Origin of the sequence: Photobacterium kishitanii, assembly GCF_003026355.1 — a bacterium.
Lineage (GTDB): Bacteria > Pseudomonadota > Gammaproteobacteria > Enterobacterales > Vibrionaceae > Photobacterium > Photobacterium kishitanii.
Genome location: NZ_PYON01000010.1, coordinates 40,432 through 58,171, shown reverse-complemented (window position 1 = coordinate 58,171; position 17,740 = coordinate 40,432). Strand labels below are relative to the sequence as shown.

At 42.8% G+C, this 17,740-nt stretch carries 12 protein-coding genes; 7 read left to right on the top strand and 5 right to left on the bottom strand.

The genetic code is table 11. From position 1 onward, the window contains the following. Positions 1 to 57: 57 nt before the first annotated feature. Positions 58 to 1,107 carry a DNA-binding transcriptional regulator CytR gene (gene cytR / locus C0W29_RS12755; RefSeq protein WP_258179295.1) on the bottom strand — a complete coding sequence of 350 codons (1,050 nt, stop codon included), beginning with the start codon at positions 1,105 to 1,107 and terminating at the stop codon, positions 58 to 60. 156 nt (positions 1,108 to 1,263) lie between these two features. Then, positions 1,264 to 3,465: a primosomal protein N' gene (gene priA, locus C0W29_RS12750; RefSeq protein WP_045045190.1), complete on the bottom strand. Its 2,202-nt coding sequence runs from the start codon at positions 3,463 to 3,465 to the stop codon at positions 1,264 to 1,266. 265 nt (positions 3,466 to 3,730) lie between these two features. Between priA and rpmE the strand changes: the two genes are divergently transcribed. After that, positions 3,731 to 3,943: a 50S ribosomal protein L31 gene (rpmE, locus tag C0W29_RS12745; RefSeq protein ID WP_045042350.1), complete on the top strand. Its 213-nt coding sequence runs from the start codon at positions 3,731 to 3,733 to the stop codon at positions 3,941 to 3,943. Positions 3,944 to 4,062: 119 nt separating this feature from the next. Here rpmE and metJ read toward each other — a convergent pair whose 3' ends face one another. Further along, a complete protein-coding gene (gene metJ, locus C0W29_RS12740) occupies positions 4,063 to 4,380 on the bottom strand; it encodes a met regulon transcriptional regulator MetJ (RefSeq protein WP_036789456.1) in 318 nt (105 codons plus the stop codon). Between the two features lie 308 nt (positions 4,381 to 4,688). On the opposite strand from metJ, the gene C0W29_RS12735 reads away from it, so the two are divergent. Together C0W29_RS12735 and C0W29_RS12730 are read left to right on the top strand one after the other, a co-directional pair. Further along, positions 4,689 to 5,855 (top strand): O-succinylhomoserine (thiol)-lyase, encoded by a 1,167-nt coding sequence (locus C0W29_RS12735; protein ID WP_045045189.1) that lies wholly within the window; start codon positions 4,689 to 4,691, stop codon positions 5,853 to 5,855. Next, a complete protein-coding gene (locus tag C0W29_RS12730; protein WP_045045188.1) occupies positions 5,855 to 8,269 on the top strand; it encodes a bifunctional aspartate kinase/homoserine dehydrogenase II in 2,415 nt (804 codons plus the stop codon). Before C0W29_RS12735 ends, C0W29_RS12730 begins: the two co-directional genes overlap by 1 nt. Before the next feature lie 100 nt (positions 8,270 to 8,369). Here C0W29_RS12730 and C0W29_RS12725 read toward each other — a convergent pair whose 3' ends face one another. Both C0W29_RS12725 and ppc read right to left on the bottom strand, forming a co-directional pair. Continuing rightward, positions 8,370 to 8,936, bottom strand: a complete 567-nt coding sequence (locus tag C0W29_RS12725; RefSeq protein WP_036789459.1) for a PadR family transcriptional regulator — start codon at positions 8,934 to 8,936, stop codon at positions 8,370 to 8,372. Positions 8,937 to 9,348: 412 nt separating this feature from the next. Further along, complete coding sequence (gene ppc, locus C0W29_RS12720) at positions 9,349 to 11,979, bottom strand: phosphoenolpyruvate carboxylase (RefSeq protein WP_045045187.1); 2,631 nt, start codon at positions 11,977 to 11,979, stop codon at positions 9,349 to 9,351. 627 nt (positions 11,980 to 12,606) lie between these two features. Between ppc and argC the strand changes: the two genes are divergently transcribed. From argC to argH, 4 genes are all read left to right on the top strand, one after another. Continuing rightward, positions 12,607 to 13,620 (top strand): N-acetyl-gamma-glutamyl-phosphate reductase, encoded by a 1,014-nt coding sequence (gene argC, locus C0W29_RS12715; RefSeq protein WP_045045186.1) that lies wholly within the window; start codon positions 12,607 to 12,609, stop codon positions 13,618 to 13,620. Positions 13,621 to 13,630: 10 nt separating this feature from the next. Next, positions 13,631 to 14,410: an acetylglutamate kinase gene (gene argB / locus C0W29_RS12710; RefSeq protein ID WP_045045185.1), complete on the top strand. Its 780-nt coding sequence runs from the start codon at positions 13,631 to 13,633 to the stop codon at positions 14,408 to 14,410. Positions 14,411 to 14,543: 133 nt separating this feature from the next. Continuing rightward, the gene (locus tag C0W29_RS12705) at positions 14,544 to 15,749 is read left to right on the top strand and encodes an argininosuccinate synthase (protein ID WP_045045184.1); all 1,206 of its coding nucleotides are present in this window, start codon (positions 14,544 to 14,546) and stop codon (positions 15,747 to 15,749) included. Positions 15,750 to 15,847: 98 nt separating this feature from the next. Then, a complete protein-coding gene (gene argH, locus C0W29_RS12700; protein ID WP_045045183.1) occupies positions 15,848 to 17,725 on the top strand; it encodes an argininosuccinate lyase in 1,878 nt (625 codons plus the stop codon). Positions 17,726 to 17,740 lie beyond the last annotated feature (15 nt).

Below are 17,740 nucleotides of genomic sequence, written 5' to 3'. Positions count from 1 at the left end.
AAGATGATCGGTTTTATGATCTCGGTACGGTAACGCGTCAAATATGGGGAGGATCAATTAGCGACTTGGTGGCGCTGCACTTTCACGAATGACTAGTTTTGCATCCAGTAATCGTGAACCTGCCTGAACATCTTTACCTTTGAGCAATTCAAGTAACATTAACATTGCCTGACGACCTATTTCATAACGCGGCTGTGAAACTGTCGTTAACGGTGGATCGCAATATTCTGCAAATTGAATATCATCGAAACCAACAATAGAAATATCATGGGGTACTCGTAAACCAAGGCGTTTAGCTTGTTGCATCGCGCCAATAGCCATTACATCTGAATGACAAAATAATGCCGTTGGTGGTTCTGGTAACGCAAGTAATGCGGTAATAGCGCGCGCGCCTGCTGCAAAGCTGAAATCACCTTTAATGGTGTAGGCTGGATTTAGAGTGATCCCTGCACGACGCAATGCCTGTTGGTAGCCTTGTTGGCGGAACTGAGATAGGGCTGCTTTATCTGGGCCTGTGATTTGAGCGATCCGTTTATGGCCCATCTGAGTGAGATAATTGACTGCATCAAAAGCGGCGGTGAGATTATCAATATGGACCGTTGGCAATTCAAGTTCTGGTGCATATTCACATGCCATTACTAATGGTGGCAGGTTTTTTTGTTCAGGTTTACTGACGTCAAATGGTAAGTTATTACCTAATAACAACATGCCATCTGCTTGCTTAGTAAACACTAAATTAGCAAATGAGTTTTCTCGACGTTGTTGTTGGCCGCTGTCACCCAGTAACACTAAATAACCATTTTCCATCGCCGCTTCTTCAATTCCACGAATAATTTCAGTGAAATAAGGATCACAGATATCCGGCACAATAGTCACGATGGTTTTCGATTCATTGCGGCGTAGGTTACGTGCAAGTGAGTTTGGTGAATATCCAGCTTCCATTACGGCTTGCTCAACCTTTTTCCTAGTTGATGCCGATACTTTTTCCGGGTTCATTAGCGCGCGCGAAACCGTCGCGGTTGATACCCCGGCTAGCTGGGCAACGTCCTTCATTGTCGCCATAGTGCTTTCCTCTTTGCTATATCTCTCTAGTGTAGAGCTGGTTATCTGTGACAAAAAATATTCAGATATACTCACCAGCTAATCGTAACCGACTGAAAACAGTCAATTCATATTCATATTGTAGAATGGATCCAGAAGCTGAAACTTGCTTCCAATAGCATAAATTACATTCGCTATGTGAACTGCATCGCATTGTCTAGTTTAAGTTAAATCTTGCGGTTCGACATCAATTGACCAGCGAATTTTTTTGGCTAAAGGTAAAAGTTGGATCGCAGGCTTAGCAATAGTAAGCATCTGTTGCAGTTTCTTGCGATTGGGTATTTGTAAAATGAGTTGCCATCGAAACCGTCCTGCACGTCGAGCAAGAGGGGCTGGGTTAGGTCCTAAAACACAACAATCTTGGTCGTAAACTGGACTTGCTTCAAAAATGGCGCGAATTTGTTGTAAAAATTGACACACTAAATCACTGTCATTGGCTTCGGCGCGCAGTAACACTAAGTGAGTAAATGGCGGTAATAATGCTTGGCGACGTTCAGTTAATGCTGCCTGAGAAAAAACACCATAGCCTTTGTGCAGCAATGATTGTAGCAGCTGATGCTCAGGATGATGGGTCTGCAATAATACCGCACCGGGTTTACTGGCGCGTCCTGCACGACCTGCAACTTGAATAAATAACTGCGCTAATCGTTCTGAAGCGCGAAAGTCATTGCTGAATAAAGCACTATCAACATCAATGAGTGCTACTAAAGTGACATTCGGAAAGTGATGACCTTTGGCTAGCATTTGGGTGCCGATTAAAATTTGATACTCATTGTTTTTAATCGCTTCTAAATAGTTTTCTAGTGAGCCTTTACGACGGGTGCTATCACGATCAATACGTACCGTTTTAAATTCAGGAAATAACTCTGCCAGTTGTGCTTCAAGTTGCTCGGTGCCGACACCAACCGGTAGCAGTTGGGTTGAGCCGCATTGTTGGCATTGGTGCATAATTGGTCGCTGAGTAGCACAGTGATGGCAGCGCAATTCACCAGATTGTTGGTGAAGGGTGTAATAAGCGTCACAACGATTACACTCAGCGATCCAGCCACATTCATGACACATCATTGCAGGCGAAAAGCCACGCCGATTAAGAAACAGCATTACCTGATTACCCGCATTGAGGTGTTTGCGCATTTCAGCTATCAGTGGTGCAGATAAACCTGCGTTTAAATACAAGCCTTTGACATCAATTACCCCATGACGTGCTGCACTCGCATTACCCGCTCGCTTTGAGAGGGTTAAATAATGGTATTTACCCGTTTGCGCATTATGTAAGGTTTCAAGTGCTGGTGTTGCAGAGCCTAATATAATGGGAATATTTTCTTTGTTAGCGCGCATTACTGCCAGATCTCGAGCGTGATAACGCAGACTGTCTTGTTGTTTATAAGAGGCATCATGCTCCTCATCAACAATAATAATCCCAAGGTTAGCAAAGGGAGTAAACAGTGCCGAACGAGTACCGATAATGATCCCAGCTTGGTTATCACGTCCAGCAAGCCATGCTGTCATGCGTTCACTATCATTTAAACCAGAGTGCACGGTTTCTAAAGGAACATTAAAGCGGCGCTTAAAACGGTTAATGGTTTGCGGCGTTAAGCCGATTTCAGGTACTAAAATAAGTGCTTGTTTACCCGCAGCTAAAATAGGCTCGAGCAGATTGAGATAAACTTCGGTTTTACCTGAGCCCGTTACACCATCTAACAGATAACAACCAAAATGGGGGTTGCTGTTAACGGTGGCGATAGCTAATGCTTGTTCTTCATTTAAACGTGGTTTCTGTTCGGTAATAGCAAACTGCGGTTGCCACTGTAGTTGCTTTGGCTGATGTTGTTGTTCGCTGATCCAGCCTTTTTGCATCACGGCTTTTAAAGTCGCACTGCTAACATCATGGCTAAGTAAACTATCATGACTAAGTGGGCCATTGCGCAATAGATTTAGAATTTGAGCTTGTTTAGGCGCGCGCTTTAAACCATTGAGCGGTTGTTCACGGCCTGTATCAGTGAGCTGCCAATATTTTAATGTCGCTGCGGAAGCTTCTCGACCTTTACGCAGTAATGCTGGCATCGCATTGGCTAAAGCATCACCTAACGGATACTGATAATAACTGCTGGCCCATTTTAGCAGTTCAAATAATGCTGGTTGCCATAATGGCTGATTATCCAATACTTGTTGAATGGGTTTTAATTGTTGAATTGGGAAATCAGAATCATTACCAATAGCAATTACGATCCCCACCAATCGCTGTCGACCAAAAGGTACCAGTACGCGCCCACCAATGACGGGGGTAGTGTTAGGTTTGATTAAATAATCAAAGTTTTTGTCTAATGGGACAGGTAAAGCAACGCGTGCTATTGGGTGGGTCATATGTTATCGCTTTAATTGAGCTTGTACTAAATAGTAACAGATCGAGTGATATTGGATAAGTACTGCAATTTAACGACTATTATTTACTGTTTTAGTTGTGAATAAAAGAACGATAAAAACAATGTCTGAGTTGATCTATGGGGAATGATTGATTACTATACGCCGCCTGATTTGTCGTAAATCTACGACAGACTATTTTATTAACCACGTGTGGTGCCCGGCTTTGGATCGGGAGAGCGACACGGCCTTAACTTGAGGTTTCCCCATGAAACAAGGTATCCACCCAGAATACAAAGAAGTAAACGCACGTTGTTCTTGTGGCAACACTTTCGTATTTAACTCTACTATGAGCAAAGACATCAACCTTGATGTATGCGATAAGTGTCACCCATTCTACACTGGTAAGCAACGTCAAGTTAGCTCAGGCGGTCGTGTGGACAAATTCAACAAGCGTTTTGGTGCGCTTGGTAGCAAGTAATTACTTGCCAACTGAATTTAAAAAAAAGGGATGCGCAAGCATCCCTTTTTTTATGGCATAAATTTACCAGATCTAAAAAAACCAGCATAAAGCTGGTTTTTTGCTATCGCATGTACGTATTATTCATTAATGTCTTCGTAGCTTATTCCCATCGCTTCCATCAATGCTTTGGCTTCGGCAGGTAGATCATCGGGGTGATCTTTACGAATATCATCATCAGTCGGTAGCGGTTGGCCCGTGTAAGCGTGCAAGAAAGCTTCACAAAGGAGTTCACTGTTGGTCGCGTGGCGCAGGTTATTGACCTGACGACGGGTACGTTCATCAGTAAGAATTTTGAGAACCTTTAATGGAATAGACACTGTAATTTTTTTTACTTGTTCATTTTTCTTACCGTGTTCTGCATAAGGGCTAATATATTCGCCATTCCACTTTGCCATGTTTTACCTTCTCAGCGATGTTTAATTAATGATGATAACAATGTCGCGATGACGGTTGTTAGTACATAGTCATGATAGGCGGCGATATTACGTGAACATCGTTAGTTTGTCCTCTATCGCGGTATACAACTGTTGCTAGATCACGACTATTTTTTTCAATAACTGAATTTTAGCGGGATTTACTGCTATAAGCAAAGACATATGGACGTCTAGAAGTGTTGACGTCTTGTTTTGATGTGGTTAAGGTTGTGTAGCCACTATTATCTATTTTTAGGGATCAGCCCCTTTTTATAACAAGGAACGTTATCATGAGTGACAAGCAGCTTGCGACAATTGCAGTCCGTACCGGTATTGATGTTGACTCACAATACAATGCTGTAGTCCCCCCAATCTATTTAACTTCGACTTATAGCTTTCCAGCACTCGGTGAGCTACCGCAGTACGATTACTCACGTTCGGGTAACCCAACCCGTAACACATTAGCAGATGCTTTGAGTGACATGGAAGGGGGAGCTGGTGGGGTGGTGACCAGTTGTGGCACTGCGGCAATGAATTTATTAGTGTCTGCGTTGCTCGGCCCCAATGATCTGCTCGTTGCTCCGCATGATTGTTATGGTGGTAGTTATCGGTTATTCAGTACTCGCGCTCACAAAGGGGACTTTAAAGTGTTGTTTATTGATCAATCTGATCCCGATGCATTGGCCGCTGCTTTAGCACAAAAACCAACCTTGTTATGGCTTGAAACACCGTCTAACCCATTGGTACGGGTGATTGATATTAAGGCGATTAGTCAGCAAGCACAGGCTGTTGGCTGCCAAGTCGCGGTTGATAACACTTTTCTATCGCCGTTATTACAGCAACCGTTGTCTCTTGGGGCTGATTTTGTGGTGCATTCAACCACTAAATATATTAATGGCCATTCTGATGTTGTCGGTGGGGTGGTTATTGCCAAGCAGCAAGCCGCTGCTGAAGATCTAAGTTGGTGGGCAAACTGTATTGGCGCGACTGGGGCACCGTTTGATGCTTATTTAACCCTGCGAGGCCTACGCACTTTAGCGCCTAGAATGCGAATGCATGAAGAAAATGGTGCCGCCGTATTAGCCTATTTGCAGCAACAATCTCTGGTTGGCACTATTTATCATCCTAGTTTACCCACCCATCCTGGACATGAGATTGCTAAGCGCCAGCAGCGTGGTTTTGGCTCAATGATGAGTTTTGAATTTGCCGGTAGCTATCAGCAACTTGAATTATTTGTGAAAACGCTGCAATTATTTTCATTGGCTGAGTCGTTGGGGGGCACGGAAAGTTTAATTGCTCATCCCGCTTCAATGACTCATCGAGCAATGACTGATGAAGCTCAACGTGCAGCGGGAATTTCAACTGCTTTACTGCGCTTATCCGTTGGTCTCGAAGATCCTCGTGATTTAATTGCTGATCTCACTCAAGCGTTCGCCGTTGCAGAGGAGCTATGTTGATGAAAAAAGATCTGCGCCAGCTGCATAAGTTTGGAGGGAGTAGCCTTGCCGATTCACAGTGTTATCGGCGAGTCGCTGAGATTTTAGACGCTTATTCTAAGAACCATGATTTGGTGGTGGTTTCGGCAGCAGGTAAAACCACTAATCAACTGTTATTGTGGCTAGAACAATTGGTTACTGATGGTCGTTTAGCCCATGCCACTTTATTATCAATTCGGACTTTTCAACAGCAGTTAATCACTGAATTATTAGAGCCAGAGCAAGCACAATCATTACAGCAGCAGCTATATGCTGAGTTAGCCTTAATCGCTAAGTGGGGTGAGTCACCATTGACGACTGAGGTTAAAAATGCGGTTTTAGGCCATGGTGAATTATGGTCAGCGCGATTATTAGCAGCGTTACTTAATCAGTATCAATTAGCGGCCGTCGCAATAGATTCGCGGTTATTTTTACGTGCCGATCATGCCATTCAGCCTGAAGTGGATAAGGTTTTATCACAACCATTATTACAGCAGTTATTAGTGCAGCATCCTCAACAACGATTAGTGATCACGGGTTTTATGGCTGCTAATCAATATCAACAAACCGTACTTTTGGGACGTAATGGTTCTGATTACTCTGCCACTATGATAGGGGCTTTAGCTGCGGTTGAACGGGTGACTATTTGGAGTGATGTTGCAGGCGTATATAGTGCCGATCCGCGTAAAGTGACCAATGCATGTTTGTTACCTTTATTACGGTTAGATGAAGCCAATGAACTCGCTCGTCTTGCTGCACCTGTATTGCATAGTCGTACATTACAACCTGTTGCACAAAGTGCGATTGATTTAACTTTACGTTGTAGCCATCAGCCAGAATCAGGTTCAACTCGGGTTGAACGTGTATTAGCTTCTGGGCGTGGTGCTAAAATTATTTCATCATTAGATGATGTCTGTTTGATTGAGCTTGGTGTTCCGCAAGGTATGGCGCTGGCGTCGATACAGCATGATGTGCAGCAGCTGCTCGATCGGGCGCAATTACAACCCCTGGCTAAAAAGGTCGATCAAGGTAAACGACGGATTATTTTGGCGTATACCCAAGAAGTGGTAAACAGTGTCTTGAGTTTATTACAAGACAGTGGCGTTGCTGCTGAATTGCGTTTACGTGAAGGTTTTTCAATGGTAGCAGCCGTTGGCGCTGGAGTATTGAACAACCCTAATCATTGTCATGGTTTTTATCAGCAATTAAAAGGATTGCCGGTTGAATTTATGACAGAGGCAGAATCAGGGTTAAGTTTAGTGGCGGTATTGCGTGATGTTGAAACTGATAAGTTAGTTAACGCTATTCACCAAGCGCTATTTCAAGCTCAAAAAAGTATTGGGATTGTATTGTGTGGTAAAGGCAATATTGGTAGTCATTGGCTGAGTTTGTTTAGCCGTGAAAAAGCCGCTCTTGAACTGCGACATGGAATGCGTTTTAGCTTAATTGGTATTGTTGGGCAACAGCAGTGTTGGCTCAATAGTCAGGGGATTGAACCTCAAACGGCACTGGAGCAATTTCCACAGCATGCGGTTGATTATCAGCTGCCGCAGCTATTATCTCAACTTGCAGCTGTTGATTATGATGATGTGGTGATGGTGGATGTTACTGCTAGTCATCAGCTGGCGGCGTTATATCCACAAATTGCGTTAAGTGGGCTACATCTGATCTCTGCCAATAAAATCGCTGGATCTGCGGCGACGACTGAGTATCAGATGGTCATCGATGCATTTGCCAAGAGTAGCCGTTATTGGTTATATAACGCCACTGTTGGTGCTGGCTTACCAATCAACCATACCGTACGCGATCTCCGTGAAAGTGGGGATTGTATTTTAGCGATATCGGGCATTTTTTCTGGAACGTTATCGTGGTTATTCCAGCAATTTGATGGTAGCCAACCTTTTTCTGAATTGCTAGAACAAGCATGGCAACAAGGACTAACTGAACCCGACCCTCGCCATGATCTTGATGGCAGTGATGTGATGCGTAAGTTGATTATTTTAGCGCGTGAATCTGGGTTTGAGATTGAGCCACAGCAGGTGCAAGTGGAGTCATTAGTACCATTGAGTTTACAAGCGTTAAGTGTTGATGCGTTTTTTGAACAAGCCACAGAGCTTGATATATTGTTGGCTGAAAAATTAGCCCGTGCTGTTAGTGAAGATAAAGTATTACGTTATGTGGCGCGGTTAGATCGTCATGGTAAGGCGTATGTAGGATTAGAAGCGCTACCGAGTGAACATGCACTGGCTAATTTATTACCGTGCGATAATATTTTTGCAATTGAAAGTCAGTGGTATCGAGAAAATCCATTAGTGATTCGTGGCCCTGGAGCTGGGCGTGATGTCACCGCTGGCGCGTTAATCTCTGATATTAATCGGTTAGCAACTATGCTGTAGAGAGTAGTGTTATCACTTATACGTTGATGTATTAATGATGATATTGAATCGAAATAAAAAGCCGCAGTGTTAAACTGCGGCTTTTTTATTTGATAATGGCTTAGTTGATAGCGATTGCGCTATTTTCATTGTCCATATCTTTAAGTTCAGCTAATACTTCTTCAGCCCATAATATCCAAGCTTGGCGGTTATGCAGACCACGGCGCAAGGTTAAACGGTCGAGACGTTGTTGACGATCCATATTTTTGTAATCACCAAAATGAATTTGCTCTAGCTCTTGATAATGACCAATCAGAATATGTGATTCATCAATTAAAGCTTCAAGTTGCTGCTGCATTGGTAATGAATTGTGGATACCACAAATCAGTAACTTCGCAGAAAATTCATCGCGAGTAGTGGGATTACGTGCTGGCTCTTGGAACCACTCAAATAAAGCCTGTCGGCCAAGATCGGTAATAGAATAGACTTTACGATCTGGCTTGCCATCTTGAGGCTCAAGACGACAGGTTACTTGATCGTTAGTTGCCATTTTATTTAGTTCACGATACACCTGTTGGTGACTCGCCTTCCAAAAATAACCAATACTGTGTGAAAATTCTTTGGTTATATCGTAACCAGTTGCTTCGCGGGAGCTAAGCACTGTTAAAATTACATGTGGTAGTGACATCTCTTCTATCCGTTAAATATATAAAATAAAAAAACACAATAGGGCTTAGATTATGTAACGTTTCAAGCGACGTTTTTAATTTATAATCGTGCTATTGCACTGCCTAATTGCGGTTGCATAGAATATCATTAATTGACTCAATATCGATACTTCTAGTTGAATTATCTGTTAATGAGGCGTTTCAATTCATTATCTTGTGAACTTGCGCTAAGTTAATTTAGCCCTAAAAAATACCAACCTGATTGAAATCTATTCATCTTTTCTCATATTTGCACTTTATCTATCTTAGACCTTATAGGCAATATAGTGCTGTATCAAAAGTGAGACTTTACGATCTTTTTTAACAAAGTTGTAAATAACAACTCAAAAAAAAAGGCTATCAAAAGATAGCCTTTTTATGAGAATAAGTCGATTAACCAGTATTACGCATACCTGTAGCAATACCTGCAATCGTAACCATTAGTGCTTCTTCAAGCTCTTTAGGTAGCTCTTCTTGTTGACGAGTACGGTAAAGTAATTCGGCTTGAAGCATATTGAGTGGCTCAACATAAATATTACGTAGGCGAATAGATTCTGCGCCCCATGGATCTTGTTGCATCAAGTGATCATTATTTTCAACAGTCAGCACAGCTTTAATATCTTGCTGTAATTGTGAGCGCAATTGTTTACCCAGTGGCCATAAGGCTTCAGCGGTTAAACGCTGATCATAGTATTCAGCGATACCAAGGTTGGTTTTACTGTATACCATTTCAAGCATACCCAAACGTGTTGAGAAAAATGGCCATTCACGGCACATGTCTTCTAATAATAATGCATTACCATTATCGATTGAATACTGAATTGCTTCACCAGCGCCTAGCCATGCCGGTAACAATAAACGGTTTTGACTCCACGCAAAAATCCATGGAATTGCACGTAAGCTTTCAACGCCACCATTAGGGTTACGTTTTGCTGGACGTGAGCCTAGAGGTAATTTACCGAGCTCTAATTCAGGTGTTGCAGCGCGGAAATAAGGCACAAACTCCGGGTTATTACGCACGACGTTACGGTATGATTCACACGATACGCTAGAAAGTTCATCCATCACATGACGCCATTCTTGCTTCGGTGCTGGTGGCGGTAATAAATTTGCTTCTAAGGTCGCACTAGCATAAAGACTTAAGCTATTAATCGCGACCTCAGGTAAACCAAGTTTGAAGCGGATCATTTCGCCTTGCTCAGTCACTCGTAAACCACCTTTTAGGCTTCGTGGTGGCTGAGATAATAGTGCAGCGTGCGCTGGTGCACCACCACGACCAATACTACCGCCACGACCGTGGAATAAAGTGATTTCAACATCAGCTTGCTCACACACAGCAACCAGTTTTTCCATCGCACTGTATTGTGCCCAACCCGCTGACATCACACCAGCATCTTTGGCTGAATCAGAATAACCAATCATTACCATTTGATGGTTTTGAATAAAGCCACGGTACCAATCAATATTAAGTAATTGTTCAATAACATCAGCACCATTATTCAAGTCGTCTAGAGTTTCAAATAATGGGCAGACATCCATCCGGAATGGACAACCAGCTTCTTGCAGTAATAAGTGTACGGCCAAGACATCTGATGCGGTACGAGCCATTGAAATTACATAAGCGCCTAATGCTTCACGAGGTTGTTCGGCAATGGCTTTACAGGTTTCTAATACTTCTTTGACTTCAGCTGATGGTTCCCAATTACGTGGTAGTAATGGGCGTTTAGATGATAGTTCGCGGACTAAAAACGCAATTTTATCCTGTTCACACCATTGGCTGTAATCGCCTAAACCAAGGTGACGAGTAAGCTCTGAAATAACATTTTCATGGCGGGTGCTTTCTTGGCGAATATCAAGTCGTACTAAGTGAACCCCGAAACATTTCACGCGGCGTAGCGTATCAAGTAGTAAGCCATCGGCAATGATTGCCATGCCGCATTGGTGCAGTGATTGATAGCACGCAAATAGCGGATCCCATAGCTCAGAAACATCATTAATAATGGCTGTTGATAATGGTGTTTGGCCGTTAATTTGAGCCTCTAAACTATCACGAGTAAGAATGAGCTTAGTACGTAATTGCTTTAAAATTGCACGGTAAGGTTCATGTTCTTCACCGGCGAGCTCACGTAGTTGCTCATTACATTGAATCATTGATAATTCATTGATTAATTCTTGTACATCACCAAGGTAAAGTTCAGCCGCTTTCCAGCGTGAAAGGCGTAATACTTCACGGGTAATATTTGAGGTTACAAATGGGTTACCATCACGGTCACCACCCATCCATGATGAGAAGGTAACTGGCGTTGCATCAAGAGGTAATTTTTGACCTAAATGTTGTTGTAGTTTTTCATCAAACAGACGTACGAACTCAGGTACGGCTTGCCAGAGAGAGTTCTCAACAACTGCATAACCCCATTTCGCTTCATCAATTGGAGTTGGGCGTTGCTGGCGAATAACATCAGAATACCATGCTTGGGCAATCAGTTGTTCTAATCGTTGTTCAACTCGTGCTCGTTCTGCTGTTGATAGTTCACTTAATTCTAATTGCGATAGGCACTTATTAATCTGTACCAATTTATGGATCATGGTACGACGAGCAATTTCCGTTGGGTGAGCAGTTAATACCAGATCAATATTTAACTCATTGACGGCAGCTAAAGAGTCAGCAGGATTAACGTCATTATCAACTAATTTAGTAAACAACTCATCGAGCGCATCTGGGCTACAGAGAGTGGTTTCGCGTTGGCGTGAAATGGTATGGTATTGCTCAGCAATATTGGTGAGATTAAGGAATTGACTAAAAGCTCGAGCAACAGGAAGTAATTGATCATCGGGTAGGTTTTGTAATTCATCAATTAGCTTTTCGCGGTCATCTTGATTACCAGTACCAGCTGACTTAGAAAGTTTACGAATCGTTTCAACTTTTTCTAATAGCTCATCACCGCAAGCTGTTTTGATGGTATTGCCTAGCAAATGGCCAAGCATACTGACATTACTTGTTAACGCGCTGTATTTCTCGTTCATATCGTATCCATTCCGTAATTTTGTTACATCCAATTTAACCTTTACCCCACAATCTAGCCGCGAATCTAGTAATAGGTCAACAGAGATTATATTTATCGCTGATAAAAACTGGTGATATTGATTTTAGTCATACTATTGATTGTATTTTGTAATCTTTTTACATTATTACCATCTTCAACGCACATTTTTGTTTGTTATTAATTAGATAGAGTAAAAAAAAGCCTTTTAATAGTTGGTTTCTGTTACGGTTAAATGTTGTAAAGGTTAACGAGAAGATAATTAAATATATTTTTTTATTACATAATCATTGACAGTACGTAATTTAACCAGTAAACATATTAATTCAGATTAATGAATATACAGCAACGGTTGTTTATTTGTCTCAGAGCAAGGATAGCTCAGGGTTAATAGTTAAATGCAGGAAGTTATTATCATGAACCAAACACACACACCTCTCGTTATCTCCCTTCGACGACGCTAAGTCTTCTGCTTTAGGTACTTTTACGTGCCTCATCTCTGCTGGTTACAGCACACCTTCATTAGCCGTTATGACACCCATATTTTTATACCATAGTCCCGATTGTTTTAATTACGGCTTGATGACAATCACTACAGATGGAATTAGCGATGTTAAACACTGTTATTATTGGCGCCAGTGGTTATACCGGCGCAGAATTGTCAAAAATGGTTAGCCGTCATCCACAGTTAATACTCAGTGGGTTATATGTTTCAGCTAATAGCCTTGATGCTGGTAAACCATTGAGTGATCTTCATGGTCAATTAAAAGGAATAGTCGATTTACCGTTATTGCCCTTAACGGATATCAAAACAACGGCAGCCGCGGCAGATATTGTGCTGTTAGCAACTGCGCATGAAGTTAGCCATGATATTGCGACGACATTTCTTGATGCTGGCTGTCAGGTATTTGACTTGTCGGGCGCGTTCAGAGTTAAAGCTGATGATTTTTATCAGCAATATTATGGCTTTGAACATCAGCATAGCGAGTGGTTAGATAATGCTGCTTATGGGTTAGCTGAATGGAATGATGACGCTATTCGTCAAGCTCAGTTGATTGCCGTTCCTGGGTGTTATCCCACCGCATCACAATTAGCTCTAAAACCATTAGTGGTAGCTGATCTGCTTGATCGTCAGCAGTGGCCAGTTATTAATGCGGTTAGTGGTGTTTCTGGTGCTGGCCGTAAAGCCACCATGACCAATAGTTTTTGTGAAGTGAGTTTGCATGCTTATGGTTTGTTTACTCATCGCCACCAACCTGAAATCTCCCACCATCTTAACTGCGACGTTATTTTTACCCCTCATTTAGGCAATTTTAAGCGTGGGATCTTAGCCACTATTACCGCTAAATTAGCCTCTGGTGTGACAGCTGATGATGTTACAGCAGTGCTGGAGTCGGCATATTTAAAGACTGGCGATCAACATGCAGTGCGTTTACTTGGTAATAAAACGGCTCAACTTGACGATGTTGTCGGTAGCTGTTTTTGTGATATTGGCTGGCAGGTGCAGGGGGAGCATATTATTTTGACAGCCGCGATCGATAATTTATTGAAAGGTGCAGCATCGCAAGCAATGCAATGCATAAATATTCGAAATGGCTTTTCTCAATTAACTGCGTTGGTGTAGGAGTAACACGATGAATCAAGTCCCTCTGGTGATTAAGTTAGGTGGCGCTGCATTAGAATCTAAGCTCACTTTAGAACGGTTATTTTCCACCATCAATGCTTATCAGGCGAACTCACAGCGACCTATTTTATTTGTTCATGGTGGTGGTTATTTAGTTGATGAGCTAATGACAAAACTGCAATTGCCAACCATAAAAAAGCAAGGATTACGAGTTACACCGAGTGATCAAATCGGTTTGATTACCGGCGCATTAGCAGGTACAGCCAATAAAATGTTACAGGGACAGGCATTAAAAGCGGGAGTCGCAGCTGTCGGCTTGAGTTTAGCTGATGGTGGTTTGTGTCGCGTGACTCAATTAGATCCTGAGTTAGGTGCCGTGGGTCATGCTGAGCCTAATGATGGTGCTTTGGTGAGCCAAATGATGCAGCTCGGATTTGTACCAATCATCAGTTCAATTGGGCTTGATAGTAATGGCGAGATGATGAATGTTAATGCCGATCAAGCGGCGGTAGCCGTTGCAGCAGCTATTGATGGTGAGTTGGTTTTACTATCAGATGTGAGCGGTGTGCTTGATGGTAAAGGTCATTTAATTGAGCAACTGACTGAGACCGAGGCCGAAGAATTAATTGCTCAAGCGGTGATCACTGACGGCATGATCGTCAAAGTTCGCGCTGCATTTTCAGCAGCTAATGCATTAGGACGTTCGATTGAAGTTGCTAGTTGGCGTTATCCCGAAAAGTTGAATGCACTGTTAGCGGGCGATAGTGTTGGCACCAAATTCAAGCCTTAATAGTATGTTTATTAACGTAATGTTTACGAAGGTTATGTTTGTTAAGTCGCATTGATTTATGACGACCAATTAATATTTTTGAAAAAAGTGCCTGAACGGGATGACCGCGACAAGGCTGAAAGGAGCGCAGCAGATGAGTAAGATTAACAAAGTAGTATTGGCCTATTCAGGTGGTTTAGATACCTCGGCGATTATTCCGTGGTTAAAAGAAAATTACGATTGTGAAGTGGTTGCGTTTGTGGCTGATGTTGGTCAAGGCGAAGAAGAGCTGGTTGGGATTGAAGAAAAAGCTATCGCGTCAGGTGCATCGTCATGTTATATCGCCGATTTAAAAGAAGAGATGGTTAAGGATTATATTTATCCATCATTGAAAACCGGGGCAATTTACGAGGGTAAATACTTACTGGGCACTTCAATGGCACGGCCAATTATTGCCAAAGCACAAGTAGAGTGTGCATTAGAGGTTGGTGCTGATGCTTTGTGCCACGGTTGTACCGGTAAAGGTAATGATCAGGTACGGTTTGAAGGTGCATTTGCTGCACTTGCACCGCAACTAACAGTGATAGCACCATGGCGTGAGTGGAATTTACGTAGCCGTGAAGCGCTGCTTGATTACTTAGCTGAACGTAATATTCCTTGTAGCGCATCATTAGAAAAAATTTATTCACGAGATGCTAATGCATGGCATGTATCAACTGAAGGCGGGGTGCTTGAAGATACTTGGAACGCGCCGAATGATTTATGTTGGGTGTGGACACAAGATCCTCAGCAAGCGCCTGATGAGGCAGAAACAGTATCCGTTTTAGTTGAAAAAGGTGAAGTGGTTGCGGTTAATGGCGAGCCAATGACACCTTATAACGCGCTTAATTACCTCAATCAAAAAGGCGCTGAGCATGGCGTTGGCCGAATTGATATTGTTGAAAACCGTTTAGTCGGCATTAAATCTCGTGGCTGTTACGAAACGCCTGGTGGCACCATTATGATGGAAGCACTGCGGGCGGTTGAACAATTAGTGCTAGATAAAGAGTCATTTGAGTTTCGTCAAACCATTGGGCTTAAAGCCTCGCACCTTATCTATGATGGCCGTTGGTTTACCCCGCTGTGCCAATCGTTATTAGCTGCTGCTGATACGTTAGCGCAAGATGTGACGGGCGAAGTAGTCATTCAACTTTATAAAGGTCAAGCAACCGTTATTCAGAAGCGTTCACTCAATAGTTTGTATTCAGAAGAGTTCGCTACTTTTGGCGAAGATGATGTTTATGATCACAGTCATGCTGGTGGTTTTATTCGTTTGTATTCTCTGGCGAGTCGAATTCGTGCGCTTAATAAGCAAAAATAATTAACCCAATATTGTGACTACGTTGCAGCGAGTGTATCGCTCACTGCAACATTAAGCTTATCGATATCATTAGACTTGGACAGTAAAGGAGATTCACCATGGCATTATGGGGCGGACGGTTTAGTCAGGCAGCTGACATCAGATTCAAACAATTTAATGATTCGCTGCGTTTTGACTATCGACTCGCAGAGCAAGATATTGTCGGTTCAATAGCTTGGTCAAAAGCCCTGCGCCAAGTGAATGTGTTGACCGAACAAGAGCAACAACAACTTGAATTGGCTTTAAACGAACTTAAGTTAGCGGTGATGGAAGATCCTGAGCAGATTTTGACTTCAGACGCCGAAGATATTCATAGTTGGGTTGAGCAGCAACTGATTGCGAAAGTGGGTGATCTTGGTAAAAAACTTCATACCGGTCGTTCACGTAATGATCAGGTGGCAACGGATCTTAAACTTTGGTGCCGTCAGCAAGGTCAGCAACTATTATTAATGCTCGATAAACTGCAACAACAATTAGTCACTGTCGCTCGTCAACACCAAGCGACAGTACTGCCTGGCTATACGCATCTGCAACGGGCTCAGCCAGTAACATTTGCCCATTGGTGTTTAGCTTATGTAGAAATGCTAGAGCGTGATCACTCGCGCTTAAATGACGCCATGGCGCGGTTAGATACTTGTCCGCTTGGCTCTGGTGCACTAGCAGGTACCGCTTATCCGATTGATCGTGAAGTATTAGCACATAGTCTTGGCTTTCATCGCGCCACCCGTAATAGTCTTGATTCAGTGTCTGATCGTGATCATGTGATGGAGTTATTATCAACGGCATCGATTTCAATGCTGCATTTATCCCGTATGGCTGAAGATTTAATTTTCTATAACTCTGGTGAATCAAACTTTATAGAACTTGATGATGCCGTCACTTCTGGCTCGTCGTTGATGCCACAAAAGAAAAACCCAGATGCACTAGAGCTTATTCGTGGTAAATGTGGCCGCGTTTATGGTGCTATGACTGCGATGATGATGACGGTAAAAGCATTACCATTGGCTTACAACAAAGATATGCAAGAAGATAAAGAAGGACTCTTTGACGCATTAGATAGCTGGCATGATTGCATGGAAATGGCAGCACTATGTTTTGATGGCATCAAAGTTAATCAAGATCGAACTTTAGAAGCCGCGATGCAAGGTTACTCTAATGCGACTGAGTTAGCGGATTATTTGGTTGCTAAAGGCATTCCATTCCGTGAAGCACACCATATTGTTGGGGTTGCGGTAGTCGCTGCAATCGCCAAAGGTTGCGCATTGGAAGAGCTATCATTGGCTGAAATGAAACAATTTTCAACAGTGATTGAAGCTGATGTCTATCCCATTTTAACGATTGAGTCGTGTTTAGAGAAGCGGTGCGCGCTCGGTGGTGTTGCACCAAATCAAGTTGATTACGCGATTGGGCAAGCTGAAAAGCGGCTTGATAAGCGTTATTCACCCGATGTAAAAGTCCGCGGTGCACGGTTAACGGATCTGGATGCCATTGAGGGAATGGTGGTGTATTGGGCTGGGCTCGGTGAGAATTTACCGCGTAATCGTAATGAATTAGTGCGGGATATTGGTTCATTTGCCGTTGCTGAAAATCATGGCGTTGTTACCGGATGCGCTTCATTGTATGTTTATGATTCTGGATTGGCAGAAATTCGTTCATTAGGGGTTGAGGCTGGTTGGCAGCAACAAGGGCAGGGTAAAGCGATTGTCGATCACTTACTTGAGAAAGCCGCTCAAATGGCGATTAAAAAAGTGTTTGTACTAACCCGTGTGCCAGAGTTCTTTATGAAGCGTGGCTTTACCCCAACCTCAAAAGCATTACTACCTGAAAAAGTCATGAAAGATTGTGATCGTTGTCCTCGTCAGCATGCTTGTGATGAGGTTGCGTTAGAGGTGTGGCTTGATCAAGCACAACGGATTGCCACGACGAATGTCGCTTGATCGGTAGCAATTGAA

Excerpts from the sequence above, each read along its gene's own strand:
- argH (WP_045045183.1), top strand. The coding sequence starts at position 15,848 with ATGGCATTATGGGGCGGACGGTTTAGTCAGGCAGCTGACATCAGATTC.
- rpmE (WP_045042350.1), top strand. The coding sequence starts at position 3,731 with ATGAAACAAGGTATCCACCCAGAATACAAAGAAGTAAACGCACGTTGT.
- C0W29_RS12725 (WP_036789459.1), bottom strand. The coding sequence starts at position 8,936 with ATGTCACTACCACATGTAATTTTAACAGTGCTTAGCTCCCGCGAAGCA.
- metJ (WP_036789456.1), bottom strand. The coding sequence starts at position 4,380 with ATGGCAAAGTGGAATGGCGAATATATTAGCCCTTATGCAGAACACGGT.
- argC (WP_045045186.1), top strand. The coding sequence starts at position 12,607 with ATGTTAAACACTGTTATTATTGGCGCCAGTGGTTATACCGGCGCAGAA.
- C0W29_RS12735 (WP_045045189.1), top strand. The coding sequence starts at position 4,689 with ATGAGTGACAAGCAGCTTGCGACAATTGCAGTCCGTACCGGTATTGAT.
- ppc (WP_045045187.1), bottom strand. The coding sequence starts at position 11,979 with ATGAACGAGAAATACAGCGCGTTAACAAGTAATGTCAGTATGCTTGGC.
- argB (WP_045045185.1), top strand. The coding sequence starts at position 13,631 with ATGAATCAAGTCCCTCTGGTGATTAAGTTAGGTGGCGCTGCATTAGAA.
- C0W29_RS12705 (WP_045045184.1), top strand. The coding sequence starts at position 14,544 with ATGAGTAAGATTAACAAAGTAGTATTGGCCTATTCAGGTGGTTTAGAT.
- priA (WP_045045190.1), bottom strand. The coding sequence starts at position 3,465 with ATGACCCACCCAATAGCACGCGTTGCTTTACCTGTCCCATTAGACAAA.
- C0W29_RS12730 (WP_045045188.1), top strand. The coding sequence starts at position 5,855 with ATGAAAAAAGATCTGCGCCAGCTGCATAAGTTTGGAGGGAGTAGCCTT.